The organism is Bradyrhizobium sp. AZCC 2289, from assembly GCF_036924615.1.
In the GTDB taxonomy this organism is placed as follows: domain Bacteria; phylum Pseudomonadota; class Alphaproteobacteria; order Rhizobiales; family Xanthobacteraceae; genus Bradyrhizobium.
In genome coordinates this window covers 8,014,504-8,039,152 of sequence record NZ_JAZHRY010000001.1, presented here as the reverse complement: position 1 = coordinate 8,039,152, position 24,649 = coordinate 8,014,504, and the positions used below count along the sequence as shown (strand labels likewise).

Genomic DNA, 24,649 nt, shown 5'->3' with positions numbered 1-24,649 from the left:
CTCACACCTTGATCGGAGCGACGTCGATCCAGCGCCGCTCCTTCCAGCTCTGCAGCGCGCACTCGGCGAGCTGCACGCCCTTGGCGCCTTCCAGCAGCGTGTATTTGTAGGGCGCGTCCTCGCAGACATGGCGAATGAACATTTCCCACTGCTCCTTGAATCCGTTGTCGTAGACGACGTTTTCGGGAAGCTTTTGCCAGTCGCCGTAGAAATCGTGTGTGCGCTTTTCGTCCGGATTCCATACCGGCCGCGGCGTCACCTGTCGCGCCTGAATGACGCAATCGGTGAGGCCCGCCACCGCCGAGCCGTGGGTGCCGTCGACCTGGAAGGTGACGAGATCGTCGCGATAGACCCGCGTCACCCAGCTCATGTTGATATGCGCGATCACGCCGCCCTTGAGGCGGAAGGTGGCGTAGGCGGAATCGTCGGCGGTCGCGGTGTACTTCCTGTTCTTCTCGTCGAAGCGTTCGGGAATATCTGTGCTGCCGAGGCAGCTCACGCTCTCGACCTCGCCGAAGAGATTGTCGAGCACGTAGCGCCAGTGGCAGACCATGTCCAGGATGATGCCGCCGCCGTCCTCGCTGCGATAATTCCACGACGGCCGCTGCGCTTCCTGCCAGCCGCCCTCGAACACCCAATAGCCGAACTCGCCGCGCACCGAGAGCATGCGGCCGAAGAAGCCGGAGTCGCGCAGGAAGGCGAGCTTCTTCAGGCCCGGCAGAAACAGCTTGTCCTGCACCGTGCCATGCTTGACGCCTTTGGCGTTGGCAAGCCGCAGCACGGCCACGGCTTCGTCTAGATTGGTCGCAATCGGCTTCTCGCAATAAACGTGTTTGCCGGCGTTGATCGCCTTGGTCAGCAGCGACGGGCGCGCCTGCGTGGTCGCGGCATCGAAGAAGATCGTGTCATTCCTGTCGGCCAGTGCCTTGTCGAGATCGGTGGTGCAGCGCTGCACGTCGAATCGCTTGGCCAAGGCTTCCACCTTTTCCGCGTCGCGGCCGACCAGAATCGGATCCGGCATCATGCGATCGCCGTTCGACAGCAGCACGCCGCCCTGGTCGCGGATGGCGACGATGGAGCGGATCAGATGCTGGTTGAGCCCCATCCGGCCGGTGACGCCGTTCATGATCAGGCCGAGGCGTTTGGTCGTCATACAATCTGCTCCTGCAAAACTCGTGTTGTTGGCCGCGCCAGCGGCGATAGGGTGGACCAGTCCGGATGGACGGATGTGGCAAAACCGGGTGCCGTCAGCGATCCCGTCCGGAGATCGCCGTCGTGGATCGCGAGGCGGATTTTGTTGCCGTCGCGGGTGTAGAGATCGGGATGCGCCGACAAGAACGCCTCGGCTTCGCCGGCCGGCGTTTCGGCAAAACCATCGACATAGTGATGACCGTTACGCTCGGCATGGGTGACGCCGATCAGGGCGCCCAACGCAAGATCCTGCTGCACGCCGAGGCCGGCCTGACAGGTTAAGTCTTCGCCGGTGATGAAGTACTTCTCTCCCGTCGCACTCCATTTCGCGGCGCGGGTCGCATTGACGATCGACTTGTAGATGCCCTTGCACGATTTCGAGGAAATGCCGCGATAGCCGAGCGCGCGCGCCACCGGGAAGGCGCCATAGCCATCGTCGGCTTCGTCGATGATGAAATTACGGCCGGCGAGCGCGCCCAGCGGCGATTGCCGGGTAACGTCGCGCGGCATCGGCTGTTCGAGATATAACAGTTTTGCCGCAATCGGCTTCAGCGCATGATCGCGGTCGAGCCGCTCGACCAGCGCCCCCAGAGCCGTCAGGTCGGCATATTGCTCGTTGGCGTCCAGAGAAACCCTGTAGTCACGCGGCAGCGTGGCGAGTTCCTCGCCGATGCGGATCAGGCGATCCGCGTCATGCGCGGGATCGCCATTGAGCTTCAACTTGAAATACCGCGCGCCGGCGGTTTCCTTAGCGTCGGCGACGCCGCCCTCGCCTTCGATCCTGTCGTCGAGCCCGACGGTGTGCCTGATCGCGACGCGCTCCAGCCGCTGACGTCCAGCCAGGAAACCCGCGATCTCGTCGTCGTTCAAATCGCGCGACAGACGCGCGTCGATACCGGCGATATTTCCGGCCATGCCGTCGAAGAAGTTCACGCCGACACAGCGCAGCAGCGCATCGAGGATTGCCTTGTCGATCTCGGCCGGGCCGTAAGCCGCGGCAAGCGGCGGGATATCCTCGCGTGCGCAGGCCTCAACCTGCGCACCGATGCACGCCGCATGCAGGCCGAACGCGGTGTCAAAACCCTTGCGCCCGAGATAAAGCTCGCGCGCGATCAACAGCGAGCGCCGCAACGCTTCCACCGTTTCGTCCGGCGCGAGATGCGGCCGCTTGTCGAACCATTTTGGCACCAGCAACTCGGCGCCGGCGCCGGTGGCCGTGCCCTTGCCTTCGACCTCGATCTCGACCCGCACGAAGGCTTGCGGCGTGGCGTTGATGACGACCGCACCGAACCGGAACGGCCGGGCAAAGCGCACCGGGCGTTCGAAGAAGGCGATATCTCGTATGGACAGGCGATAGGGCATCAGTCCAGCGTTCCCTGGGTGAAGAAATGCTTGCGGATCCGCTGCACCAGTTCGGTGAAGGCGGGATCGGCCATGACATCGAGCGAGCGCGGCCGCGGCAACGGCACATCGTAGATCGCCGCGATCGCGCCGGGCCGCTCGGTCATGACAAGGACGCGATCGGCCAGGAACACAGCCTCGGGTATCGAATGCGTGATCAGAAGCACGGTCTTGCCGGTCTCGCGCTGGATCCGCATCAACTCGACATTCATCTTCTCGCGCGTCATCGCGTCGAGTGCGCCGAACGGCTCGTCCATCAGCATGATTTTCGGGTCATGCACCAGCGCCCGGCAGATCGAGGCGCGCTGCTGCATGCCGCCCGACAATTGCCAGGGCAGCTTTTTCTCAAAACCCTCGAGCCCGACCAGTTTCAACAGCGCCTTGGCGCGTGCCAGATATTTTTCGCGCGGCAGTTTTTTCATGTCGATCGGCAACATCACGTTGGACAGGATGTTGCGCCACGGCAGCAACAGCGCGTTCTGGAACACAATGCCGACATTGCCGTGCGGTTTTGTCACCTGCTCGCCTTCGACGAGGATTTCGCCGGTGGAAGGCTGCAACAGGCCCGAGATCATCTTGAGCAATGTGGACTTGCCGCAGCCGGAGGGGCCGACCACGACAAAGAACTCGCCCTCGTTGATATGGAAGTCGAGCGGCCGCAGCGACGGCACATCGCCGTCGCGCGACCGGTAGGTTTTCGACACGCCGGAGAGCGTGATCCCCGCTGTGCCGGCGGCGCGGTCGGACACCAGGCGCAAATGCGCGGCCGGCCGACTGATATCGGATGGTTTGGTCGCCGGGTTCATTGGAGAGGTCCTCTCCACCCGTCGTCCCTGCGAACGCAGGGACCCATACGCCGTGCCCTTTCGTTCGGGCACGGGAGTAGAGACCTTCTGCAACAACTCGGGCCGGCGGTTATGGGTCCCTGCGTTCGCAGGGACGACGATGGGTGGATCATCACTGGTTCACGAGCCGCCCTTCGGCAGATAGTCGTTGGTATAAAACGCCTTCGGATTGTCCTTGGCCTTGGCATCAAGGCCGCCATATTCAACCATCAGATTGACCGTGTCGGTCATGTTCTGGTCGGTGACCTGGAACGGCCGCTTGGCCTTGGTCTCCGGCGTGCGATAAAGCGGGATCGTGAGCTCAAAGCCTTGCGTCAGCGTATCGATCTTGCCACCCTTGGGATTGGCGTCGAGGATCGACTGCGCCGCGCCTTTCGGGTCCTTCTCGGCGGCTTCGACCGCCTTCGTGGTCGCCGACATGAAGCGCTTGACCAGATCGGCGTTGGCCTTGACGTAATCGGTGTTGGCGATGATGCCCGACGAGACCATGTTGATGCCGTAGTCGGCGAACTTGATCGGATAGACGTCCTTGCCGGTGGCGTCCTTGATCTTCATCGACTGGTCCATGACATAGCCGAGCAAGAGATCGGCCTGGCCGTTGATCACGGCGTTCAGCTTGGTCTGGCCGTCGCCGGCGACCGTGGTGAAATCGCTTTCCTTCAGCCCGGTCTTTTTCAGGAACAGCGGCCAGATCTGGGTCATCGAATCCGCCGGCGTGATCGCGACCGTCTTGCCCTTGATGTCCTCGGGCTTTTTGATGTTCTTGTCGACAAATCCCATCGCCGACATTGGGCTGGTCTGCAACAGCACGCCGGTGGCGATCACCGGCGCGCCCTTGATCGCTGCGCGCATCATAGTGGGCACGTCGACATAGCCGAAGTCGGCGGTCTTGGCCGCAACCGCCTGCGTGGTCGCCGCCGAGCCGCGGCCTTCCTGGATTTCGAGGTCAATGCCTTCGGCCGCATAAATGCCCTTGGCCTTGCCGTAATAGAACGGCGCATGCTCGCCATAGACGTACCAGTTCAGCATCAGCACGACCTTGTCCGCCGCCGATGCCGGCACCACGGCCAGCGCCGTCCAGATCAGCGCGGCGGAAACCGCCATTATTATTCGCATCATTGTTTTTCCTTCCCTGCTTTTGTTTTCGTCATTGCGAGGAGCGTTAGCGACGAAGCAATCCATTCTTTCTTTGTGACGCTATGGATTGCTTCGCGGAGCCTGTCATCGGGCGGCGCTTCGCGCCGACCGTTGGCTCGCAACGACGGCTAATTTCTCTTCTCGTTCACGAAGCAAGAATGATGTCCTCGCGCTGGCTGACGTGCCAGGGAATGACGAAACTTTCGATCATGTCGACGATCCAGAACAGGACGACGCCGAGCAATGCCAGGATCACCAGTGCCGCGAACATCGTCGGCAGGTCGAAGGTGCCGATCGAGCGCTGCAACACATAGCCGATGCCGGAATTGGAGCCGACGAACTCGCCGACGACAGCCCCAACCACCGCCAGCGTCACCGACACCTTCAAACCGGAAAAGATCGCCGGCATCGCATGCGGCAGATTGACCGCGCAAAACACCTGAAAGCGGCTGCCCTGCATGGCGCGCGCGAGATCGACCATGTCGGGGTCGACCGATTTGAAGCCCTGCACCGCCGACACCACCACCGGGAAAAATCCGAGCAGGAACGCCGAGATCACCTTCGGGATGATGCCGAAGCCGAACCAGACCACGAACAAGGGTGCGATCGCGATCTTCGGCACCGATTGCGAGAACACCAGCAGCGGATAGACGTAACTCTCCACCGTCTTCGAGCTCGCGATCAGCATCGCCACGGGAATGCCGAACAACGCCGACAGCAGGAAGCCGCAGATCGTCGCATACGTCGTGGGCCACGCCTGCCGCAGCAGCTCCGGCCAGTCGCTCCACAGCACTGCCACGACATCGCCGGGCGCCGGGATCTGATAGGCGGGAATGTGGAATAGCCGGATGGTCAGGTCCCAGGCCACCACGATGAAAATCAGGAACAGAAACGGCCGCACCCACGCCGCGTTCAGCGCTTTCGCTACGCCTCCAGGGCCCTTTTGTTCGGCCACGTTGGTCTCCCCGGTCTTTCGTTTCCGGAAAGAAATTAACCCGTTGGATAAATACTGTCTAGTGCTTTTCCCGTGACAAAATCCCTCGTCGCCCCTTCGAAAGCAGGGGCCCATAATCACAGGAGCACATGGTGCGGACGGTATTAACTCCGACCGCCCAAAATCGAGGGGGCCGCGGTGTATGGGTCCCTGCTTTCGCAGGGACGACGGAACGTTCAAACCGGTTGGCGCGCCGCGTTGCAGCGTCCCGGAATGACGAGTTGCGACGCGCAAAATTCAGCCCGACGGGCAAATCACCCAAAACCTGTCAAGCCCGCTCTAAGAAAATATTCCGCTTGTCGCGTCAGGCAAATCAGCGCTACCAGCTCGCCCCGTCCTTTCCCGGCAAGAGGGGCGTATCGCGATCGTCACGAAACGCGGGGCGGGATGCGGTGGACGCGGAAGTGCCATTGACGAACGGCACAGAAGCGTACGGCGAAGTCGTGTGGTCCTGACGCCCCGACGCTGGCGTCAAGCTTTGCGGAAGTATCCGCGAGGTGACGGTGACAAGAAAGCCCGGTCACCGGGGAGAGCGCGTTATAAGCCGTAAAACCATTGCGCAGGGAAGGCCGGAGTGCCTCCGACTGAACCTGTATGCTCGTGTGCGTTTTTGCTGTGTGCATTTGCACGCGAGACCGCGGGTGCAGCGCGCACCCGGCTTTCCTGCGCCCTCTGATTTCAGAGGGTGGGAAGTTAATAGCAAAACTCGCGCGGATCATGCGGCGAGATCGCGAAGCTATGTCGTGCGTACCACACACTCCCTGTCGTCGCCCGGCTTGACCGGGCGACCCAGTATTCCAGAGACGCCAGTGATTGAACCGAGAAGCCGCAGCGTACTGGATACCCCGCTTTCGCGGGGTACGACGGCTTTCTTTCGGAGCGGCGGAGCCCCACAGGTGCAACACTCAAACCGTCTGCTGTGCCGCCGACCGCAATTTCAGCCCTGTGTCCTTGCCAAACGCCGCCGTGGATTTTCCCGTCAGCGCCGCCAGCACCAGGGCCACCATGTGCGCGAGGCGCTCGTCCCGCGCCTCCTTCTTCAGGAGATCGCGGCCGAAGATCACGCTGAGCGTTGCGCTGTTCGACAGATAGAAAAAGCACAGACCTGCGATCGAAATGTAGAGCTGCACCGGATCGACCGCGACGCGGAAATCGCCGCTCTCGACGCCGCGCGTCACCACCGTGCGGATCATCTCGACGAACGGCGAATGCATCGATTTGACCTTGGTCGAGCGCTTGAGATGGCGCGCCTTGGCCAGGTTTTCGGTGTTGAGCAGCGCCAGGAATTCCGGATTGCGGAGGAAGTAATTCCAGGTGAAGTCGATCAGGCGCTCGATCGCCTCGGGCGGATCGAGATGTTCGAGATCGAGCCCGCGCTCCTCGGCGCGGATTTTTTCGTAGGCGCCTTCAAGCACCTCGAGATAGAGGTCCTCCTTGTTGCCGACGTGATAATACAGCATGCGCTTGTTGGCGCCGGCGCTGGCCGCGATCCGGTCGACGCGCGCGCCGGCAATGCCATGCGCGGCGAATTCCTGCTTCGCGGCCTCGAGAATGCGGATCCGCATGCCCTCGGGGTCACGTTGCCATTTCAGAACTCGCTTTGCCTTGGCCAAATCGTCTCGCCCGGATGATGTCGGATCGGATGTAGCACGCATGACGGCGTTTGAGAAAGGACGTGCTTCTGCTCTCTTCCCTTCTCCCCTTGTGGGAGAAGGTGGCGCGAAGTGCCGGATGAGGGGTATCTCACCGTGCGTTCGGTGTTCGCGGAGACAGACCCCTCACCCGTCGCCTCACTTCGTGAGGCGCCACCCTCTCCCACAAGGGAGTGGGGAAGATCACTCCCTCCCCTCCGACGGCTGCACCAGCAGCGTCGGGACGCCGCAGGTGCCGCTGCGCACGGTCATGACCCGAGTGCCGGGCTTGCGGCCGGTGCGGACCTCCGAGACGTCGACACCGTCGGCGGCAAGCCGCGCCCGGGTCGCGTCGATATCGGCGACGCGCCAGCAAATGCCGCGAAGCCGGTCCTGTGCCGTGTCCGTTGGCTTGTCGCCAGGCTTGCGCGGCCGGTGCGTCACCTCGACGACGAGATCGCCGCAGCGGAAAAACATCAGCCGGCCCCAGTCCGGATGCGACCGGTCGAGCGCCATGTCGAGCCCGAGCCGCGCGCCATACAGCGCGGCGGCGCGTTCCGGATCACCCGTCGAGACCACGACGTGATCCATCGCGGTGATCGATGCGGGCGCGGTCCGCACCGAAAGCGGGCGCTCCTTCGAAAGCTCGAGAAAGAACAGCCGGACGCCGCGCGTCGCATCGGTCGCGGCGCGGGTGCGCTTCCACAACAAGGTCGCGCCCGAAATCAAGTCGTGGCTCTCGACCTCGGAGACCGGTTCCGGCTTCAGCGTCAGCCGGTCGAGCCGGCGGTGTATTTTCGCGATGTCGCCGGTGCGGAAGCAGAGGCTCGCCAGCCCCTCGCCTTGCGCCGTGAGCACCGTGCGGATCCGGTCCGCAGGCGCCCCCTCGCCGCTCGGCGCCATCAGCTCCAGCGTCATGTTGTCCAGCGTGAACAGCACGCGCTCGGCGCCGTCGCCGCTGTTGCGCCAGGAAGGCTGCCGCGCAAACAGCGTCCGATACGCCGCCTCGCCCGCCGCGATGTCGCTGACCAGAACAACGACATGATCAAGCCCGGTAATCACGGAAACACACCCCTCTCTCTTTGTCTCGCTGCCCGGAACTCAAGGCCGCGGCCGACCGTTATCGGCGGCATGCTGCTGATGCCCCCTGAACTCGGGTTTACCCGAGTTCAGTTATATCAATGTCCAAGTCGGCAACAGCCGACTTGGATCGACGGTCCTAGTCTCCTCATATCCCCATCTCAAGCTGCAAAGACGGCAGGCATGCGAATAATTTCAGCGAATGCATCCGATAACCGGTGCTAATGTATGGACGCCGGCCGGGTACCACCCCTCAGCCACGACGGAAAACGAATGCAGGCTCTCTTCATCGGACAGACCTATATCGACGTTACCTTCATCACCGACCACATGCCGACCGGCGACGAGAAACATGTGGCGTCCGCCTACGCGGTTTCATTTGGCGGCAACGCGGTCACGGCAGCGTTCTGCTGCGCCAAGCTCGGCATCGTGCCGGACCTGGTCGCCACCGTCGCCAATGACTGGCTGGGGCGGATGTTCTGGGATATGAGCGCGAAATACGGCATCTCGATCCACCCGCGCAAGGTCAACTCCTCGTCGCTGTCCTTCATCATGCCGAAGGATGGCAAGCGCGCCATCGTGCGTTGCCGCGACGACGATCACATCCATCCCTTTCCGATGCTGAATCTGAAGGGCTGCCGCGCCCTGCATGTCGACGGCCACCAGCCCGACGCTGCGATCCACTATGCCAGGCTGTGCCGAGAGGACGGCATTTTGACATCGCTCGACGGCGGCGGCCTGCGGACCAACACCCATGAACTGCTGGAGTTCATCGACGTCGCCATCGTGGCCGAGCGGCTGTGCGAGCAGATGGATCTGACGCCGGAAAAGATGCTGGATTATCTCAAGGGCCGCGGCTGCCGCGTCGGCGGCGTGACCATGGGGGAAAAAGGCCTGCTCTGGTATGACGAGGCGGGGGCGGTTCGCACCTTGCCCGCGCTTCCGATCGCGCCCGAGCGCGTGCTCGACACCAACGGCGCGGGCGACGTATTCCATGGCGCCTACATCTATTCCTATCTCGCCAGTCCCGGCAAAGGCTGGAAGGACCATTTCGAGTTTGCGCGCGCGGCCTCGACTTACAAGATTCAAAAGCTCGGCAACGAGGCCGGATTGCCGGCACTGTCCGATATCGAGGCCGTCAAGCAGGAGTTTCAAATCGGACGCAAGAAGGAGTTCTGGGATTAGGCGGGCAGTCATGGCGCGGGTTTTCGTCGCCGGCAGCATCAATATGGATGTGGTGGCGACGGCCGACCGGCATCCCCGGATCGGCGAGACCGTCGCCGGCAAGGCCGTGCTGTATTTTCCCGGCGGCAAGGGCGCCAACCAGGCGGTATCCGCGGCCAAACTGGGCGCGCCGACCACGCTGATCGGCCGGGTCGGCACCGATGCGTTCGGACGGGAGTTGAGAGCGTTCCTCGCCGCGCAGGGTGTCGACCTCACCTTCGTCAAGGACACCGCCGAGACGCACAGCGGAACGGCTGTCATTACCATCGCGAAAGCCGACAACACCATCGTCGTCGTGCCCGGCGCCAATGGGTTGGTGAGTGCTGAGGATATCGCCGCACCCGTGCTCGCGAAGGGCGATATCGCGGTGAGCCAGTTTGAAATCCCGCTATCGACCGTTAGCGCGTTCTTCAAGCGCGCGCGGGTCGCGGGCGCGACCACGATTCTCAATCCGGCGCCGGCGGTCGAATTCGGCACTGAGTTACTCGATCTCGTCGATATTCTCATTCTCAATGAAACCGAGCTTGGCCTTCTCGCCAAAACCGAGCTGCGCGACAGCGACGAGCCCGCGCGCTTCGTCGAAGCCGCGCGCCGGCTGCCGGCAAACCTTGGCAGAACGATCTGCGTGACCCTCGGCAAACGCGGCGTGCTGGCGCTGATCGAGGGCCAATCGCTGCTCGTTCCCGGCCATCAAGTCAAAGCCGTCGACTCCACCGGCGCCGGCGATTGCTTCGTCGGCGCGCTGGCGGCGCAGCTTGCAAGCGGGAGGACGATCGACGAAGCGCTGGATTACGCCAACGTCGCGGCCTCGATCTGCGTGCAGCGGATGGGCGCCGCGCCGTCAATGCCGACGGCGGCGGAAGTTGCGGCAATAATCTCCGCACGTCGTCCCGAAGCGCCGCTGTAGCCATACAGTGGTTTCCCACACCGCTCCGAAAAAAGGAAAACCATGACCAAGATCGAACGTGTCGAAATCCTGCAGGTCGATCTTGTTCCGAAGGCGGTACGCACCGACTCCTGGGTGGAGTGGATTCCGCAGCTCGATGACATCACCACGAGCCGCCTTGCGATTGAGGACGGCAGGGCAAGGCCGCCGTCGGTGCCCGGACTGGGCATCGCATGGGACTGGCCAGCCATCACCAGGCTGCAAATATTCACGCCCGTTGTCCTGAGCGCATGAGGAACGCGAACGATCGGCGCCATGACCGCCTCACCGGCCGGCCCGTCACTTCAGCGCTTGCAATTCGTCGTATTGCGCCCGGCTCCAGCCGGCGCCGGCGGATGGATCGTTGTGCAGCGGGATCGCCGCCTTGCGGAATGCTTCGCGGTCGGGCACGACCACGGTCATGCCGAGCGCCTTGAACTCGTCGGCAAGCACCCGCTCGGAGGCCTCGATTGCATCGGTCGCTCGCGATGCGGCTTCCTTCAGCACCTCCGCAAAAATCTTTCGCTCATCCGGCGTCAGCTTGCTCCAGACATGGTTGCCGACCACCGTCAACATCGATTCCATGATGTGGCCGGTCAGAATGAGATGGCTTTGCACTTCATAGAATTTCTTGGCCATGATCGTCGGCATCGGATTTTCCTCGCCTTCGACCGTGCCCTGCTGCAGGGCGCGGTAGACTTCCGCGAATGCGATCGGCGTCGCACTGGCGCCGACAGATTTGCTGAACATCAGAAACAGCGGCGCCGGCGGCACCCGCAGCTTCATGCCCTGCATTTCCTCAGGCTTCATGACCGGCCTGTTGGCGGTGAGTTGACGCAGGCCGTAGTAGGTGAACGCGACGATCTTGTGCCTGGTCTTGTCCTCGTAACCGCTGGCCAGATCCTGGAACAGCTTGCTATCGCGATAGGCCTTCCAGTGCTCGAAATTGCGCAGCATGAACGGCGCGCCGCTGATACCGAGCGGCTTGTAGGTCGCAGCCGCAAAAGTCACGCCGGTGTAGATCAGATCGATGGTGCCGAGGCCGAGCCCTTCGTTGATCTGGTTCTCGTTGCCGAGCTGCGAGAGCGGAAACACCTCGATGTCGTATTTGCCCTTGGTGCGCTTCTTGATTTCGCCGGCCGCCCACAACGCTTCAGTGTGGAAGGGCTCGGTAATCTCGTAGACATGCGCCCATTTCAGCTTGATCTGGGCCGAAGCCGGGCCTGCGACTACGGCTGCAACGATCAATGCCGCCGATAGCGTGAGACAGCGTGTCCAGACCGGCATGATACCCTCCCAGATGGCCGCCTGAGACATCTTTGACGGGTCTTGAGTCGATAGCGTTGCCGAAATGACCAACGGATGCAAGTGGAAGCGGGCGCAACTTAAGTCAGCGCACGCTTCAGATCGAAGCCGGTATCGGCGGCCTGCTCCGGCGTGATCGAGCCGTTGGCGGCAAGCAGGCGCCGGCCGAACATGTGATCGCCGGCGCGGTTGACCGACTCGATGCCGACCAGTTGCCCGGATTTGTAGCAGAAGGCCGAGAACGCTCCCTGCGCGCGATCGCCCCGCACCACCACGCGGTCGTAGCCGGTGGTCAGACCGGCGATCTGCAGCTTGTCGGGGCCCTGATCGCTCCAGAACCACGGCAGGCCGTCATAGGCCTTGGCATCACCGGTCAGCCGGGCCGCGACGCAGCGCGCGTGATCGGTGGCGTTCTGCACGGACTCAAGCCGCAGCGACGCGCCGAACCGTGGGCTCGCATACAGCGCGCAATCGCCAATGGCCGAGATGTTCGGATCCGTGGTCAGCAGGTGCTCGTCGACGATAATCCCTGACGCGACAGGCAATCCAGCCTCCGCAGCAAGCTCGACATTGGGCAAAACGCCGACGCCGACCACGATAAGGTCGGCCGGGATGTGTCGGCCGTCGCTGAGGCTGACGCCGGTGACCTTACCGCCGTCGGCCTCGATGCTGGTGACCTGCACGCCGAGGTGGATGCGAATGCCCGCCGCCGTATGCCTTTGTTGGAAGAACTCCGAAATCTCCGCGGTCACCGCGCGCGCCATCACGCGGGTGCCGAGTTCGATGACATCGACTTCAAGGCCTTTTGCGCGCGCGGTCGCGGCGAATTCCAGCCCGATGAAGCCGGCGCCGATCACAATGACGCGCTGGCCCGAACTGATCCGCTGCCGCAGCGCCTCGCTTTCGTCCAATATCCGTAGATAGCGCACGGCTTCCAGATTGGCATTGGGGATATCGAGCAGGCGATTGCGCGCCCCAGTGGCCAGCACTAGATGCCAGTAATCGAGCGACGCGCCGGAGGCGAGCAACAGCTTCCGCCTGGTACGGTCGATCGACACCACGCGATCGGAGATCAGATCGATGTTCTGGTCGTGATAAAATTTGTCCGGCCGGAACATCAGGCTGTCGGGACGGCCTTCGCCCTTGAGATAGGCCTTCGACAAAGGCGGCCGCTGATACGGCAGATGGCCCTCGTCGTTGATGAGCGCGATGCGCTCGCCAAAACCATGTTGGCGCAACGAGGCCGCGAGCTGAAAGCCGGCGTGGCCGGCGCCGACGATAAGGACGGGTCCTTGCGTCATCGCGACAACCCAATTGCAAGCGCACAGGAATGACCCATGTCGTCTCCTCTCTCTGCCGATTTTGGCTTGCTCGCCTCATCGTTCTAAGGAGCGGCGCTCGTGTCCGCGTCCCGAACGATGGCGGGCTTTATTTGGCCTCATGGTCCAGGGATGCGCAAGAGCGTCCTTGCCCAGGAGGAAGGTCAGGCCGCATTTTGCAGACTTGGCCGGGGATTGTCACCCCTTCCCTTCTGCTATTTAAATGCCCCGCTATCCAGAGGACCCGCGACCGCTCCGACCGGAGGCCTGCCAATGCCCGCACCCGCTCCTACCACCGCCCCTGCCGACGATCCGGCGCTGCTCAGGGTCGAAGGCCCGATTGCGACCATCACGCTCAACCGACCCGCCGCCTTCAATTCGATCGATCTATCGATCGCGAAAAAGCTCGAACAACTGGGCCTCGAGGTCGAGGCCAATGGCAGTGTCCGCGTGCTGGTCATCGAGGGCACAGGCCGGGCGTTCTCGGCCGGCGGCGATCTGCAAACCATCGGCGCCGCCGCGGCCGCGGACACCATCGCTCCGGTGGTCGGGGAATTGCTCAAGCACTATCACGCGTTCATCGAGACCCTGCGCCGAATGCCGAAGATCGTGCTGTCCAGCGTTCAGGGTTCCGCAGCCGGCGCGGGCATGGGGCTGGCCTTCGTCACCGACCTCTGCATCGCCGCCGACGACGCCCGCTTTACGCCGGCCTACGCCAAGATCGGCGTCTCCCCGGACGGCGGCAGCACGGTCGGCATGGTCGGTACCGTCGGCGTCCGCCGCGCCTTGCAGATATTTCTGGCGGAAGACAGTTTTTTCGCGCAGCAGGCGCATGATTGGGGTCTTGTCGCCAAAATCGTTCCGGCGGTGGAACTGAAAGCGGCGACCCGGCAATTCGCCGAACGGCTCGCCCAGAATCCGCCGGCCGCCATCAGCGGCACCAAATCACTGGTGTACCAGGCCGGCGTTACCCCGACCAAACAGCAACTCGACGCCGAAGAAGCGAAGATCATCGACGCCATGAACACCGACGAGTTTCGTGCGGCGGTGAAGAAATTCACCAGCAAATCGAAGTGAAGCCGTTGGCGGCGCCGTCGCGTTCCTTTCTCTGCCTGCGTCACGGCGCCACCGACTGGAACCGGCAAGGGCTGTTTCAGGGACGCACCGACAATCCCCTGAATGACGACGGCATCGCGCAGGCGCAGGCCGCCGCCCGGCGCTTGCAGCCCGTCCGGCTCGACCACATCGTCACCAGCCCGCTGGTCCGCGCGGCGAAGACCGCCGAAATTATTGCCGCGGCTTGTTCGAAGCCGGTCAGCACAGACGACGGCATCACCGAATGCGATTTCGGCAGCCTGGAAGGAATATCGATTCGCGGCGCCATGGCCGAGCACGGCATCGGCGCGATGGAGGAGCTGGTCTCGATCCTGCCGCCCGATGGCGAGGCATGGAGTTCGGTCTCAACCCGGGCGCTGTATTGCGTGCGCAAATGGCTCGACCATCTTCCCCAAGCCAACATCCTGTTCGTCTGTCATGACGCGGTGATGCAATCGCTGGCGTCGGCGCTGTGCGGTCGCTGGTTCGACAACCGCCACGGCACGCCGTTCCGCTTTGCGCGCACGGGCGATGGGTGGAATGTTGAGGAAGTAGCTTAGCCCCATCGTCGTCCCTGCGAAAGCAGGGACCCATAACCACAGGTCTTGGTTGTTACGGAAGGCGTCGACCGCCTTGCCTCATCGAGAGCACAACGCGGTATGGGTCCCGGGTCGCGCTTCGCTTGCCCGGGACGACGATTACGGCGGACAGATATACCCCGTCCCCGCCGGCGACTTGAAGCAGCCGACCGATTCCGGGATCACCTGCTTCGGCAGCCACAGCACCACTTTTGGGAAATAGATCGTGAAACAGATCGTCACCAGAAACACCACATAGATCGGCAGCGCCGCGCGCAACGCTTTGGCGAAACTGACGCCGACGAACTTCGAGGCCATCAGCAGCACTAGCCCGTAAGGCGGCGTGATCAAACCGAAGGCCAGCGTCGCAATCAGCACCACGCCCATATGGACGCCGTTGATGTCCCCGGCCTGGGTCAGCGCATTCACCAGCGGCATGAAGATGATGATGGTCGGCACCGGCTCGATGAAATCGCCGACCACCGTGAACAGCAGCACCATCAGCAGCATGATCAAATGCGGATCATGGCCGGCGATCCCGGTGATCGTGTCGGCGATGTAGATGGCGCCGCGCAGGTAAGCCAGCATCCAACCAAAGGCGTTGGCGGCGCCGATGGTGATCAACGGCAGCGAGAAGATCAGCCCGGCCAGGCAAAAGTCGTAAGGGATCTTCTTGATGTGCCCGCGGTTGAGCGCGGGAATCACGACCGCGATGATCCAGACCACCGCAACGACGCCGGCTTCCGTCGGCGTAAACCAGCCGGTGAGGATGCCGCCGAGCAGGATCACCGGGATCATCAGCGGCAGCGCGGCGTCGCCGGCGGCGAAGACGACCTGACGCAGCGGCGCGCGCGGCTTGCGCATGCCGGAGGGGCCGAAGAAATAGCAATAGATCATCAGCCCGAAGCCGATCATCAAGCCCGGAACGACGCCGGCCATGAAAAGACCTGCGATCGAGACATTGCCAACCGCGCCGTAAACCACCGCGGTGATGCTCGGCGGCACCAGCGCCGCGATGGTGGAAGCGGACGCGATGATCGCCGCGATGAAGGCCGGCGTATAGCCTTCCCGCTTCATCGGCCCGCCCAGCGCCCGGCTCATCACCGCGACGTCGGCGGTGGTCGAGCCCGACATTTCCGAGAAGAACATCGAGAACACCACGACGACCTGCGACAGCCCGCCCCTGATGTGCCCGACCAGCGACACCGACAGATTGGCTATTCGCACCACCACATTCGCCGAACTCATGAGTTCGCCGACCAGGAGGAAGAACGGGATTGCGAGCAGCGCCTCGGAGTCCACGCCGTCAAAGATCTTCTGGATGATCGCCGCCAGCGAGACATCGGACAATATCGCGCCGACGAACACGCCGGCCAGCAGCGAAAACGGCACGGGCACGCCGAGATAGCCGAAGAACAGGAAGCAGAACGACATCAATGCGAGGACGACGGGCGCGCTCACGGCTGCGTTCCCATCCGGGCGCTGGTGTCGATTGACGGAATCGCGAGGTCCTCGTCCGGCGGTTCGGGATGGTCGAATCCGTTGCGAATGCCGTTGACCAGTTGCTCGATCGTGAACAATGCGATCAGGATGCCGGACAGCGGAATGATGGCGTAGAGCGAGGCGATCGGCGTGCCCGATGGCAGCCGGAAGCTGCCAAATCCCCTGATATAGTTGAGATAGCCGTACCAGATCAGAACGAACGCGACGCCAAGCACCACCATGCGGATGATGATCTCGACGATCATGCGCGGCGTGCCGTGCATCGCCTCGGAGATCGCGGTCAGGTACAAATGATCGTTGCGGCGGGTGGCGACCGCCGCACCGATGAAGATCGCATAGATGAACAGCGTGGAAGTGACTTCCTGCAGCCACAGCCAGGGATGGCCGATGGTGCGCGTGACAATGTCGCACGTCACCGACAGCGAAAAGCCGAAACACAGCACGCCGCAGATGATCATCAGCACCAGTTCGAGCCGGTCGAACGACTGCCATTTCAGATGGCGATGCCGCTGCAGCACCAGTTTATCGGCGATGGCCATCAAAATTCCTGAGCGGTTGGTATTCCCTCGTCATGGCCGGGCTTGTCCCGGCCATCCACGTCTTGCCTCGGCATCAAGAAAGACGTGGATGCCCGGGACAAGCCCGGGCATGACGACTTAATTGAAATTCATTCCGCGACCTCAGTTGATCGCCCGGATCAGGTTCTTGATCTTCTCGGCGTGCGGCCCGAGCTCCTTGGCAAGCTTGTCGAGATAGGGATCGGAAACCGCGGCAAAGCTTTTCTTGTCCTCATCCTCGACGATCTTGACGCCCAAACCCTTCAGCCTGGTGGCCGCGGCCTTCTCGAGCTCGAACGCCTTGGCCGGCTCCTTGGCGCTGACTTCCGCCGCTGCCGTCTTCACCCACGCCTTCTGTTCGGCGGAAAGACTCTGCCACAGTCTGTCGCTGACGAACAACAGCGCGTTGTTGGCCTCATGCTCGGTCATCGACAGCACGGGTGCGACTTCATAATGCTTGTTGACGAGATAGACGTTGATGCTGTTCTCGGCGGCATCGACCACGCCGGTTTGCAGCGAGGTGTAGACGCTGCCGAACGGCATGTGCACGGTCTGCGCGCCATAGGCCGGGAAGATCGCGTCCTCCGTCGCCGTGGCCTGAACGCGGATCTTGATTCCCTTCATGTCGCCCGCGTTGTGGATTTCCTTCTTGCTGTAGATGCTGCGCACGCCCTGCGAGCCGGTGGCAATGACGTGCAGGCCTTGCGTGGTTTCGTCGATCATCGCCGTGATCGCATCGATCACCTGCTGGTCGGCCAGCGCCTTGACCAGGTGATCGGCGTTGCGGAAGAGGAAGTGCAACGACATCACGCCGGCCTGTGGCGAGATGGTCGCGGTATTCGCTGACGAGACGATGGCGAATTCGATGTCCCCGGATTTCACCAGTTGCAGCAGCTGCGGCTCCTGCCCGAGTTGCGCGCCGGGATACTGGTCGACCAGCATGGTGCCCTTGCTCAATTCCTTGAGTTTTGCGGAAAACATGTCGTAGGCGACGCTGTAGCCGGTGTTGAGCTGCTGATCGTGGGCGAAACGATAATGCTTCACCTCCTGCGCGCCGGCAGCGCCCGCGAACAGGAAAGCCGCCGCAGCGACCGCCGCGGCCATGAACTTCCTTCGATTATCCATCGCGCCGTTTCCCCCCTGTTTTGGTTTTCTCGATCATCCCATCAAGGTCGCCGGATTGTCAATAAAGCATCGGACAAGCGAGGTGTTGGTGCCCGATCGCAGCTGATCGGCCAAGGATTGTCGATAATTTAGCCATCGCACACCCTCCGTGTCATGGCCGGGCAACGCAGACAAGTCTACGCGGTCTGCGTAAGCTTGACCGCTATGCCCGGGCATGACGATTTCGTTTTCCTCGCTGCCCGCCTACTTGATCGCGCGGATCAGGTCTTTGACCTTCTCGGCGTGCGGCCCAAGCTCCTTGGCGAGCTTGTCGAGATAGGGATCGGCAATCGCGATGAAGCCCGACTTGTCGACGTCGGTGACGATCTTGACGCCGATCTTCCTCAGCTGGTCCTGCGACTGATGTTCGAGCTCGATCGTTTTCGCGGGCTCGGTCTTGTTGACCTCGTCGGCCGCGGCTTGCACCCAGCCCTGCTGCTCCGGCGTCAGGCTGTTCCAGAGCTTGTCGCTGATCCACACCAGGCTGTTGTTGGCCTCGTGCTCGGTCATCGAAAGCACGGGGGCGACCTCGTAATGCTTGTTGGCGAGATAGACATTGACGCCGTTTTCCGCGACATCGACCACACCGGTCTGCAACGAGGTGTAGACGCTGCCGAACGGCATGTGCACGATCTGGGCGCCATAGGCCGGGAACATGGTGTCCTCGGTCGGCGTCGCCTGCACGCGCACCTTGAGGCCCTTCATATCCCCGATGTTCTTGATCTCGCGCTTGGCGTACATGCTGCGCAAGCCGAGCGTCGACAATGCAATGACGCGCGCGCCCTGCACGGTATCGGCGATCATCGCCTTGACCGCCTTGGACACTTCGGGGTCCGCGATCGCCTTGATCAGATGCGCCTCTGAGCGGAACAGGAAGTGCATCGACATCACGCCGGCCTGCGGCGACAGCGTCGCGGCATTGGCGGAGGATGAAATGCAGAACTCGACGTCGCCTGCCTTCACGAGCTGCAGGACTTGCGGCTCTTGCCCGAGCTGCGCGCCGGGATATTGGTCGATCAGCATCGTGCCCTTGCTCAGCGCCTTCAGTCTGTCGCTGAAGATATCGCCGACGATGCCGTAGCCGGTTGTCTTGGGCTGATCATAGGCGAAGCGATAATGTTTCACCTGCTGCGCACCGGCGCTTGCCGCCGTCATCATCGCGGACACGGCCGCGATCGCACCGAGTATTGCTCTCCGCCTGGTCATCGTCTCCCCCTGATGTTTTATGATGTTTCTTTTCATCATCCCATCGGGGTTGTTTGATTGTCAATCAAACATCAGGCGTAAAGGAATGAACGCATTTGCGAGATGACAATTGTATTACAGCGGCCGCCGCGGCCCTCCGCCGTCATTGCGAGGAGCGAAGCGACGAAGCAATCCATTCTGTCTTTGCGTAGCGCGATGGATTGCTTCGCGGAGCCTGTCATCGGGCGCGCGTTCGCGCGACCCGTTGGCTCGCAATGACGGAAGGTAAACCGCCTACCCCTTCCCCTCACCGCGCATGAAGTCGAAATCGCAGCCTTCGTCGGCCTGCAGAATGGTTTCGTTGAACAGGTGCGCGTAGCCGCGCCTGGCCCAGTCCGGTGTGACGGCTGGCGCCAGCGCCGCACGACGCTTTTGCAGTTCGGCCTCGTCGACCAGCAGATCGATGCTGCGCCTGGCGACATCTAGCCGGATCATGTCGCCGTTCCGGACCAGCGCCAGCGGCCCGCCGACGGCGGATTCCGGAGTGATGTGCAGCACGATGGTGCCGAACGCCGTGCCGCTCATGCGCGCGTCCGAGATCCGCACCATGTCTTTGACGCCGGCGCGTCCGAGCTTCTTCGGGATCGGCAAATAGCCGGCTTCCGGCATACCCGGCGCGCCCTTCGGCCCGGCGTTGCGCAGCACCAGCACGTCGTCGGCGGTCACATCCAGCGCGGGATCGTCGACCCGCTCAGTCATGTCCTCGACGGATTCGAACACCACGGCGCGGCCGGTGTGCTGCAGCAGCTTTGGGCTCGCGGCGGAATGCTTGATGACCGCGCCGCGCGGCGCGAGATTGCCGTGCAGCACCGCCATTGCGCCTTCCGGCTTGATCGGATTTTTGCGCGGGCGGATCGCGTCCTGGCCGGGCACTTCCTCTGCATTGGCGACCACATCGCGCAACGTCGCGCCGGTAATGGTTTTGGCATCGAGGTCGATGAGATCGCCGAGCTGCGCCATCAGCTTCGGCACGCCGCCGGCATGATGAAAGTGCTCCATGTAATGCTCGCCCGACGGTTTCAGGTCGATCAGCACCGGCACCTCGCGGCCGAGCTTGTCGAAACCTTCGAGATCGATGCGATGCTTGGTGCGGTTGGCGATCGCGGTGAGATGAATGAGACCATTGGTCGAGCCGCCGATCGCCTGCAGCACCACCTGCGCATTGCGGAACGATGAAGCGGTCAGAAGCTCGCTCGGCCGCGGGCTTTTCGCCTTGGCCATCGCCGCCGCCACCTTGCCGCTTGCTTCGGCCAAGCGAAACCGCTCGGCATGGGGCGCCGGAATCGTCGCGCTCATCGGCAGCGACAGACCCAGCGCCTCTGTGATGCAGGCCATGGTGCTCGCGGTGCCCATCACCATGCAGGTGCCGACCGACGGCGCCAGCCGCCCGTTGACGGCCTCAATCTCGACGTCGTCGATTTCGCCCGCGCGGTATTTGCCCCACAGCCGCCGGCAATCGGTGCAGGCGCCCAGCACTTCGCCCTTGTGATGCCCGACCACCATCGGCCCGACGGGAATGACGACGGTCGGCAGATCGGCCGAGACCGCGGCCATGATCTGCGCCGGCAGGGTCTTGTCGCAGCCGCCGATCACGACAATGGCGTCCATCGGCTGGGCGCGGATCATCTCCTCGGTATCCATCGCCATCAGATTGCGCAGATACATCGAGGTCGGATGCGAAAAGCTCTCGGCGATCGAAATGGTTGGGAACACCATCGGCATCGCGCCTGATAGCATCACGCCGCGCTTCACCGCCTCGATGATCTGGGGCACGTTGGCGTGGCAAGGATTGTAATCGCTGTAGGTGTTGGTGATGCCGACGATCGGGCGGTTCAGCGCGTCGTCGGAATAACCCATCGCCTTGATGAAGGCCTTGCGCAGGAACAGCGAAAACCCGGCATCGCCATAACTTGCCAGCCCCTTGCGAAGTCCTTCAGCCATTTTCTCATTTCCTGTCGTGGTGGTGGGGCACTAAACGAGCCCGTCGAATTATTGTCAATGTTTGATTATTCGGCCTCTGGAAGGCGACAATGGACACCAAAATGGCCATCATTATTGACAATGGATGCCGTACCGTGCTGATTTCTGGCGATGATCCGGCGCGAATGGCCATGAAGCCGCTTGCCACCCCACCCGAACCTTCCGCGCTGTCCCGCGAGGAGGAGCAGGCGGAAGTCATTCGCCGGCTGGAGGAAGACATCATCTTCGGCCGCTTCGCGCCGGGGTCGCGGCTGGTCGAAGACACCTTGATGTCGCGCTACGGCGCCAGCCGCCATTTCGTGCGCCAGGGGCTGTTTCAGCTCGAGCGCCAGGGCATCGTGCTGCGCGAGAAGAATATCGGCGCCACCGTGCGGTTCTATTCCGCCGAGGAAGTTCGGCAGATCTATGAGGTGCGGGAAATGCTGACGCGGCAGGCGGCGCTGATGATCGCGCTGCCGGCGCCTGCCGGCCTGATCGAACAATTGAGCGAGTTGCAGCGGCAATATTGCGCCAGGGCCGACGCGCAGGATCTGCGCGGCATCCACGAGGCCAACGACGCCTTCCACGTCGCGCTGTTCTCGGCCTGCGGCAATCCCTATCTGGTGCGCTCGCTGCAGGACTATATGAACCTGACGCTGCCGATGCGCGCCAAGAACCTCGCCGACAAGGAGGGCCTGGCGCTATCGCGCCGCCAGCATGAGTTGATGATCGAACTTTTGAAAGGCCGCGACAGCTGGGCGCTGGCCCAGCTCTGCGTCGATCACATGCAATACAGCAAGTCGGATTATCTCGGCCGCATCGCGGCGGATGATAAGCCGCAATAACCCGATACCAATAACCCGATACGCTGCGGGCGATCGTGAGGGAATCGTCCATGAACCGCGCGCTTGTGCTGCTTGCGTTGATTTCAGCGTACCCGGTGTTTGGCGGCAGCGCCGCCAAAGCCGACGATTCTCGCGCCATGCAGCTCACCTATGGGCCGTGGACAAAACTTTGCTTCAAGCGGGCCGACGGCAATTCGGACTGTTTCATTTCGGCGGCGGCGCGCGGCGCGTGTCATCCTTCCGGCGGTGGCGTTTCGATCTCCATTCGGGATGAAAAAACCCTGAGCCTGCTCGCGAATTTCGGCACAAAGCGAGCGCTCGAAGGCGAGATCGGCGTCCAGATCGATCAGGATGCTCCGATCCTGATACCGCATCCCGAATGTTTCGGCTTGGGTTGCCGGGGCAAACTCGACATCGACAGCGAATTCATCGAACGCCTGAAGCGTTCGCGGACGATCGCCATCGAGGCGACCGATACGGCCTATCAAGAACTCAGCCTTTCCTTTTCCCTTGCCGATTTCGCTGCGGCCTATGATGGGCCTGCCGGCGATCCACCGAAGGTGCGTGGGGAGATCTTCACGAGCGACAAGATGAAGCAGCTGACGAAACAGTCGGAGCAGCAGAAGCAGGCGTTTGAATGTAGGGAGTAGAGGTCGTCATTCCGGGATGGTCCGTAGGACCAGACCCGGAATCTCGAGATTGCGGGTTCGTGCTTCGCACGCCCCGGAATGACGCCGGTTACACAATCCGGCTTGTGTCGCCGTCGAACTCGATGCTGCAGAACCCGCCACCCTGGTAGAAATCGCCGATCGGATCCGGCTTGAGCTTGGCCTGCTCGGCCATCGCGTGCTCGCGGAAATCCTCGGCGCGGCCGGTCGGTCGATAGCCGAGATCGTGGGCGCGATGATTGTCCCACCAGCCGCGCTCATTGTCGGAGGCGCCGTAGAAAATCTCGAAGTGGATGTCGGGATGGTCGAGCCCGATCCGGCAGAGCTGCGCCAGATCTTCGGGCTTCAGCCAGATCGACAGCCGCCGGTGATCCAGCGGCTTTTCGCCGAAATTGCCGATGCGAAGGCAGGTGACCTTGAGCCCGTGCTTGTCGGCATAGAGCGCGCCGAGCGCTTCGCCGAACACCTTGCTGACGCCGTAGCGGCTGTCCGGCCGCGCGGTGACATCGGTGCCGATCCGGTGATGCCTCGGATAGAAGCCGATCGCATGGTTGGAGGAGGCGAACACCACGCGCTTGACGCCTTGCCGGCGCGCAGCCTCGAACAGATTGTAGCCGCCGATGATGTTGGCCCGCAGGATGCCGTCCCAGGGCCCTTCGACCGAATAGCCGCCGAAATGCAGGATACCGTCGACACCCTCACAGATCGCCTCGACCTGGGCGAGGTCGGCGAGATCGGCCGCCTTGAATTTTTCGTGTCTGCCGAGATCGGCCGGCGCCTTCAGATCGCTCAGCAGCAGATCCGGATAGACCGCCGGCAACAGCTTGCGCAGGCTTGTGCCGATGGCCCCGGCGGCGCCGGTTATCAATATGCGTGGCATTTCTTCCCTCGTTTCTTGCGACCGAATTGCGGTCATAGGCCGACAATGATAGCAAATCAAACCGCGAGGAAACGCAACAACAACGAGAACAGCAAATGTCCGAGGCAACATCCCGCGCTGGCTGGCAGCTGGCGACCTATTATCCCGATCCGGCCATCCACGCACTCGATCCGCGCTTTGAAAAATACTGGCTGAAACTCTCGGCCGTGGAGCGGCTGACCACGGGCCTGCGCTGGGCCGAGGGCCCGGTGTGGTTCGGCGACGGGCGATATTTATTGTGCAGCGATATTCCGAACCAGCGCATCCTCAAATGGGAGGAGGAGACCGGCGCGGTCAGCATTTTCCGCAAACCCTCGAACTTCGCCAACGGCAACACCCGCGACCGCCAGGGCCGGCTGGTCACCTGCGAACATGGCGGCCGCCGCGTCACCCGTACTGAATATGACGGTTCGATCACTGTGCTGATGGATTCGTTCGAAGGCAAGCGGCTGAACTCACCCAACGACGTTGTCGTGAAATCCGACGGCTCGATCTGGTTCACCGATCCCGTGTTCGGCCTGCTCGGCAATTACGAGGGCTATAAGGCCGAATCCGAAATCGACATGAATGTCTACCGGATCGACGGCGGAAGCGGGAAAGCCACCATCGTCGCCGAGGGCATCCTCGGGCCCAACGGGCTGTGCTTCTCGCCGGACGAGAAGATTCTCTACATCATCGAATCTCGCGGCGTGCCGGCCCGCAAAATCCTCGCTTACGACGTTGCCCCGAGCGGGACCACGATTTCCAACAAGCGCGTGTTCGTCGACGCCGGCCCCGGCACCCCCGACGGCATGCGCGCCGACATCGACGGCAATCTGTGGTGCGGCTGGGGCATGGGCGATCCCGAACTCGACGGCGTGGTGGTCTATGCGCCCGACGGCGTCATGATCGGCCGCATCGCGCTGCCCGAACGCTGCGCCAATCTCTGCTTCGGCGGCCTGAAGCGCAACCGCCTGTTCATGGCCGCGAGCCAGTCGATCTACGCGCTGTACGTCAACACCCAGGGCGCGCTGGGGGGATAATTCTCCGTCGTCCCTGCGAACGCAGGGACCCATACGCCGCGG

The 24,649-nt window shown here is 62.5% G+C and carries 23 protein-coding genes; 8 read left to right on the top strand and 15 right to left on the bottom strand.

What is annotated here, in order from left to right; translation table 11 throughout:
* Position 1: 1 nt before the first annotated feature.
* From V1289_RS37900 to V1289_RS37870, 7 genes are all read right to left on the bottom strand, one after another.
* Positions 2 to 1,153, bottom strand: coding sequence for a Gfo/Idh/MocA family protein (locus V1289_RS37900; protein WP_334403975.1), 1,152 nt, complete (start codon positions 1,151 to 1,153; stop codon positions 2 to 4).
* Positions 1,150 to 2,553 carry a hypothetical protein gene (locus V1289_RS37895; protein WP_334403973.1) on the bottom strand — a complete coding sequence of 468 codons (1,404 nt, stop codon included), beginning with the start codon at positions 2,551 to 2,553 and terminating at the stop codon, positions 1,150 to 1,152. Before V1289_RS37895 ends, V1289_RS37900 begins: the two co-directional genes overlap by 4 nt.
* Positions 2,553 to 3,398: an ABC transporter ATP-binding protein gene (locus V1289_RS37890; protein ID WP_334403971.1), complete on the bottom strand. Its 846-nt coding sequence runs from the start codon at positions 3,396 to 3,398 to the stop codon at positions 2,553 to 2,555. Before V1289_RS37890 ends, V1289_RS37895 begins: the two co-directional genes overlap by 1 nt.
* A gap of 159 nt (positions 3,399 to 3,557) precedes the next feature.
* A complete protein-coding gene (locus V1289_RS37885; RefSeq protein ID WP_334403969.1) occupies positions 3,558 to 4,556 on the bottom strand; it encodes an ABC transporter substrate-binding protein in 999 nt (332 codons plus the stop codon).
* 163 nt (positions 4,557 to 4,719) lie between these two features.
* The gene (locus tag V1289_RS37880; protein WP_334403968.1) at positions 4,720 to 5,529 is read right to left on the bottom strand and encodes an ABC transporter permease; all 810 of its coding nucleotides are present in this window, start codon (positions 5,527 to 5,529) and stop codon (positions 4,720 to 4,722) included.
* Between the two features lie 944 nt (positions 5,530 to 6,473).
* Positions 6,474 to 7,181 carry a TetR/AcrR family transcriptional regulator gene (locus V1289_RS37875; protein ID WP_334403967.1) on the bottom strand — a complete coding sequence of 236 codons (708 nt, stop codon included), beginning with the start codon at positions 7,179 to 7,181 and terminating at the stop codon, positions 6,474 to 6,476.
* A 222-nt stretch (positions 7,182 to 7,403) separates the two neighbouring features.
* Positions 7,404 to 8,261, bottom strand: coding sequence for a VOC family protein (locus tag V1289_RS37870; RefSeq protein ID WP_334403966.1), 858 nt, complete (start codon positions 8,259 to 8,261; stop codon positions 7,404 to 7,406).
* A 291-nt stretch (positions 8,262 to 8,552) separates the two neighbouring features.
* On the opposite strand from V1289_RS37870, the gene V1289_RS37865 reads away from it, so the two are divergent.
* From V1289_RS37865 to V1289_RS37855, 3 genes are read left to right on the top strand one after another with little or no spacing between them, the layout of a single operon-like run.
* Positions 8,553 to 9,464: a sugar kinase gene (locus tag V1289_RS37865; RefSeq protein ID WP_334403965.1), complete on the top strand. Its 912-nt coding sequence runs from the start codon at positions 8,553 to 8,555 to the stop codon at positions 9,462 to 9,464.
* Positions 9,465 to 9,474: 10 nt separating this feature from the next.
* A complete protein-coding gene (gene rbsK / locus V1289_RS37860; RefSeq protein ID WP_334403963.1) occupies positions 9,475 to 10,410 on the top strand; it encodes a ribokinase in 936 nt (311 codons plus the stop codon).
* A gap of 42 nt (positions 10,411 to 10,452) precedes the next feature.
* Positions 10,453 to 10,683 (top strand): hypothetical protein, encoded by a 231-nt coding sequence (locus tag V1289_RS37855; RefSeq protein ID WP_442896117.1) that lies wholly within the window; start codon positions 10,453 to 10,455, stop codon positions 10,681 to 10,683.
* Positions 10,684 to 10,728: 45 nt separating this feature from the next.
* Here V1289_RS37855 and V1289_RS37850 read toward each other — a convergent pair whose 3' ends face one another.
* Together V1289_RS37850 and V1289_RS37845 are read right to left on the bottom strand one after the other, a co-directional pair.
* Positions 10,729 to 11,715 (bottom strand): sialic acid TRAP transporter substrate-binding protein SiaP, encoded by a 987-nt coding sequence (locus V1289_RS37850; protein WP_334403961.1) that lies wholly within the window; start codon positions 11,713 to 11,715, stop codon positions 10,729 to 10,731.
* A 98-nt stretch (positions 11,716 to 11,813) separates the two neighbouring features.
* On the bottom strand, positions 11,814 to 13,034 hold the full coding sequence (locus V1289_RS37845) for an NAD(P)/FAD-dependent oxidoreductase (protein ID WP_334403959.1): 1,221 nt from the start codon (positions 13,032 to 13,034) through the stop codon (positions 11,814 to 11,816).
* A 291-nt stretch (positions 13,035 to 13,325) separates the two neighbouring features.
* On the opposite strand from V1289_RS37845, the gene V1289_RS37840 reads away from it, so the two are divergent.
* Both V1289_RS37840 and V1289_RS37835 read left to right on the top strand, forming a co-directional pair.
* The gene (locus V1289_RS37840) at positions 13,326 to 14,129 is read left to right on the top strand and encodes an enoyl-CoA hydratase/isomerase family protein (RefSeq protein WP_334403957.1); all 804 of its coding nucleotides are present in this window, start codon (positions 13,326 to 13,328) and stop codon (positions 14,127 to 14,129) included.
* On the top strand, positions 14,126 to 14,707 hold the full coding sequence (locus tag V1289_RS37835) for a histidine phosphatase family protein (RefSeq protein ID WP_334403955.1): 582 nt from the start codon (positions 14,126 to 14,128) through the stop codon (positions 14,705 to 14,707). Before V1289_RS37840 ends, V1289_RS37835 begins: the two co-directional genes overlap by 4 nt.
* A 138-nt stretch (positions 14,708 to 14,845) precedes the next feature.
* Here V1289_RS37835 and V1289_RS37830 read toward each other — a convergent pair whose 3' ends face one another.
* From V1289_RS37830 to V1289_RS37810, 5 genes are all read right to left on the bottom strand, one after another.
* Positions 14,846 to 16,186 (bottom strand): TRAP transporter large permease, encoded by a 1,341-nt coding sequence (locus V1289_RS37830; protein ID WP_074280611.1) that lies wholly within the window; start codon positions 16,184 to 16,186, stop codon positions 14,846 to 14,848.
* Entirely contained in the window at positions 16,183 to 16,767 is a 585-nt protein-coding gene (locus V1289_RS37825; protein ID WP_334403952.1) for a TRAP transporter small permease, read from the bottom strand. The genes V1289_RS37830 and V1289_RS37825 overlap by 4 nt, the downstream gene beginning before the upstream one ends.
* Before the next feature lie 141 nt (positions 16,768 to 16,908).
* On the bottom strand, positions 16,909 to 17,910 hold the full coding sequence (locus V1289_RS37820) for a TRAP transporter substrate-binding protein (RefSeq protein WP_442896116.1): 1,002 nt from the start codon (positions 17,908 to 17,910) through the stop codon (positions 16,909 to 16,911).
* Between the two features lie 243 nt (positions 17,911 to 18,153).
* Positions 18,154 to 19,155 (bottom strand): TRAP transporter substrate-binding protein, encoded by a 1,002-nt coding sequence (locus V1289_RS37815; RefSeq protein ID WP_334403950.1) that lies wholly within the window; start codon positions 19,153 to 19,155, stop codon positions 18,154 to 18,156.
* 273 nt (positions 19,156 to 19,428) lie between these two features.
* A complete protein-coding gene (locus V1289_RS37810) occupies positions 19,429 to 21,135 on the bottom strand; it encodes an IlvD/Edd family dehydratase (RefSeq protein WP_334403948.1) in 1,707 nt (568 codons plus the stop codon).
* 170 nt (positions 21,136 to 21,305) lie between these two features.
* On the opposite strand from V1289_RS37810, the gene V1289_RS37805 reads away from it, so the two are divergent.
* Both V1289_RS37805 and V1289_RS37800 read left to right on the top strand, forming a co-directional pair.
* Complete coding sequence (locus V1289_RS37805) at positions 21,306 to 21,998, top strand: GntR family transcriptional regulator (protein ID WP_442896221.1); 693 nt, start codon at positions 21,306 to 21,308, stop codon at positions 21,996 to 21,998.
* Positions 21,999 to 22,048: 50 nt separating this feature from the next.
* The gene (locus tag V1289_RS37800) at positions 22,049 to 22,648 is read left to right on the top strand and encodes an invasion associated locus B family protein (RefSeq protein ID WP_334403947.1); all 600 of its coding nucleotides are present in this window, start codon (positions 22,049 to 22,051) and stop codon (positions 22,646 to 22,648) included.
* Between the two features lie 88 nt (positions 22,649 to 22,736).
* Here V1289_RS37800 and V1289_RS37795 read toward each other — a convergent pair whose 3' ends face one another.
* Entirely contained in the window at positions 22,737 to 23,546 is an 810-nt protein-coding gene (locus V1289_RS37795; protein ID WP_334403945.1) for an NAD-dependent epimerase/dehydratase family protein, read from the bottom strand.
* 95 nt (positions 23,547 to 23,641) lie between these two features.
* On the opposite strand from V1289_RS37795, the gene V1289_RS37790 reads away from it, so the two are divergent.
* Complete coding sequence (locus tag V1289_RS37790; RefSeq protein ID WP_334403944.1) at positions 23,642 to 24,607, top strand: SMP-30/gluconolactonase/LRE family protein; 966 nt, start codon at positions 23,642 to 23,644, stop codon at positions 24,605 to 24,607.
* The last annotated feature ends 42 nt before the right edge of the window (positions 24,608 to 24,649 follow it).

Coding starts and splice junctions, on each gene's coding strand:
- V1289_RS37900 (WP_334403975.1), bottom strand. CDS start 1,153: ATGACGACCAAACGCCTCGGCCTGATCATGAACGGCGTCACCGGCCGG.
- V1289_RS37895 (WP_334403973.1), bottom strand. CDS start 2,553: ATGCCCTATCGCCTGTCCATACGAGATATCGCCTTCTTCGAACGCCCG.
- V1289_RS37890 (WP_334403971.1), bottom strand. CDS start 3,398: ATGAACCCGGCGACCAAACCATCCGATATCAGTCGGCCGGCCGCGCAT.
- V1289_RS37885 (WP_334403969.1), bottom strand. CDS start 4,556: ATGATGCGAATAATAATGGCGGTTTCCGCCGCGCTGATCTGGACGGCG.
- V1289_RS37865 (WP_334403965.1), top strand. CDS start 8,553: ATGCAGGCTCTCTTCATCGGACAGACCTATATCGACGTTACCTTCATC.
- rbsK (WP_334403963.1), top strand. CDS start 9,475: ATGGCGCGGGTTTTCGTCGCCGGCAGCATCAATATGGATGTGGTGGCG.
- V1289_RS37855 (WP_442896117.1), top strand. CDS start 10,453: ATGACCAAGATCGAACGTGTCGAAATCCTGCAGGTCGATCTTGTTCCG.
- V1289_RS37850 (WP_334403961.1), bottom strand. CDS start 11,715: ATGCCGGTCTGGACACGCTGTCTCACGCTATCGGCGGCATTGATCGTT.
- V1289_RS37845 (WP_334403959.1), bottom strand. CDS start 13,034: ATGACGCAAGGACCCGTCCTTATCGTCGGCGCCGGCCACGCCGGCTTT.
- V1289_RS37840 (WP_334403957.1), top strand. CDS start 13,326: ATGCCCGCACCCGCTCCTACCACCGCCCCTGCCGACGATCCGGCGCTG.
- V1289_RS37825 (WP_334403952.1), bottom strand. CDS start 16,767: ATGGCCATCGCCGATAAACTGGTGCTGCAGCGGCATCGCCATCTGAAA.
- V1289_RS37820 (WP_442896116.1), bottom strand. CDS start 17,910: ATGGATAATCGAAGGAAGTTCATGGCCGCGGCGGTCGCTGCGGCGGCT.
- V1289_RS37815 (WP_334403950.1), bottom strand. CDS start 19,155: ATGACCAGGCGGAGAGCAATACTCGGTGCGATCGCGGCCGTGTCCGCG.
- V1289_RS37810 (WP_334403948.1), bottom strand. CDS start 21,135: ATGGCTGAAGGACTTCGCAAGGGGCTGGCAAGTTATGGCGATGCCGGG.
- V1289_RS37805 (WP_442896221.1), top strand. CDS start 21,306: ATGAAGCCGCTTGCCACCCCACCCGAACCTTCCGCGCTGTCCCGCGAG.
- V1289_RS37800 (WP_334403947.1), top strand. CDS start 22,049: ATGAACCGCGCGCTTGTGCTGCTTGCGTTGATTTCAGCGTACCCGGTG.
- V1289_RS37795 (WP_334403945.1), bottom strand. CDS start 23,546: ATGCCACGCATATTGATAACCGGCGCCGCCGGGGCCATCGGCACAAGC.
- V1289_RS37790 (WP_334403944.1), top strand. CDS start 23,642: ATGTCCGAGGCAACATCCCGCGCTGGCTGGCAGCTGGCGACCTATTAT.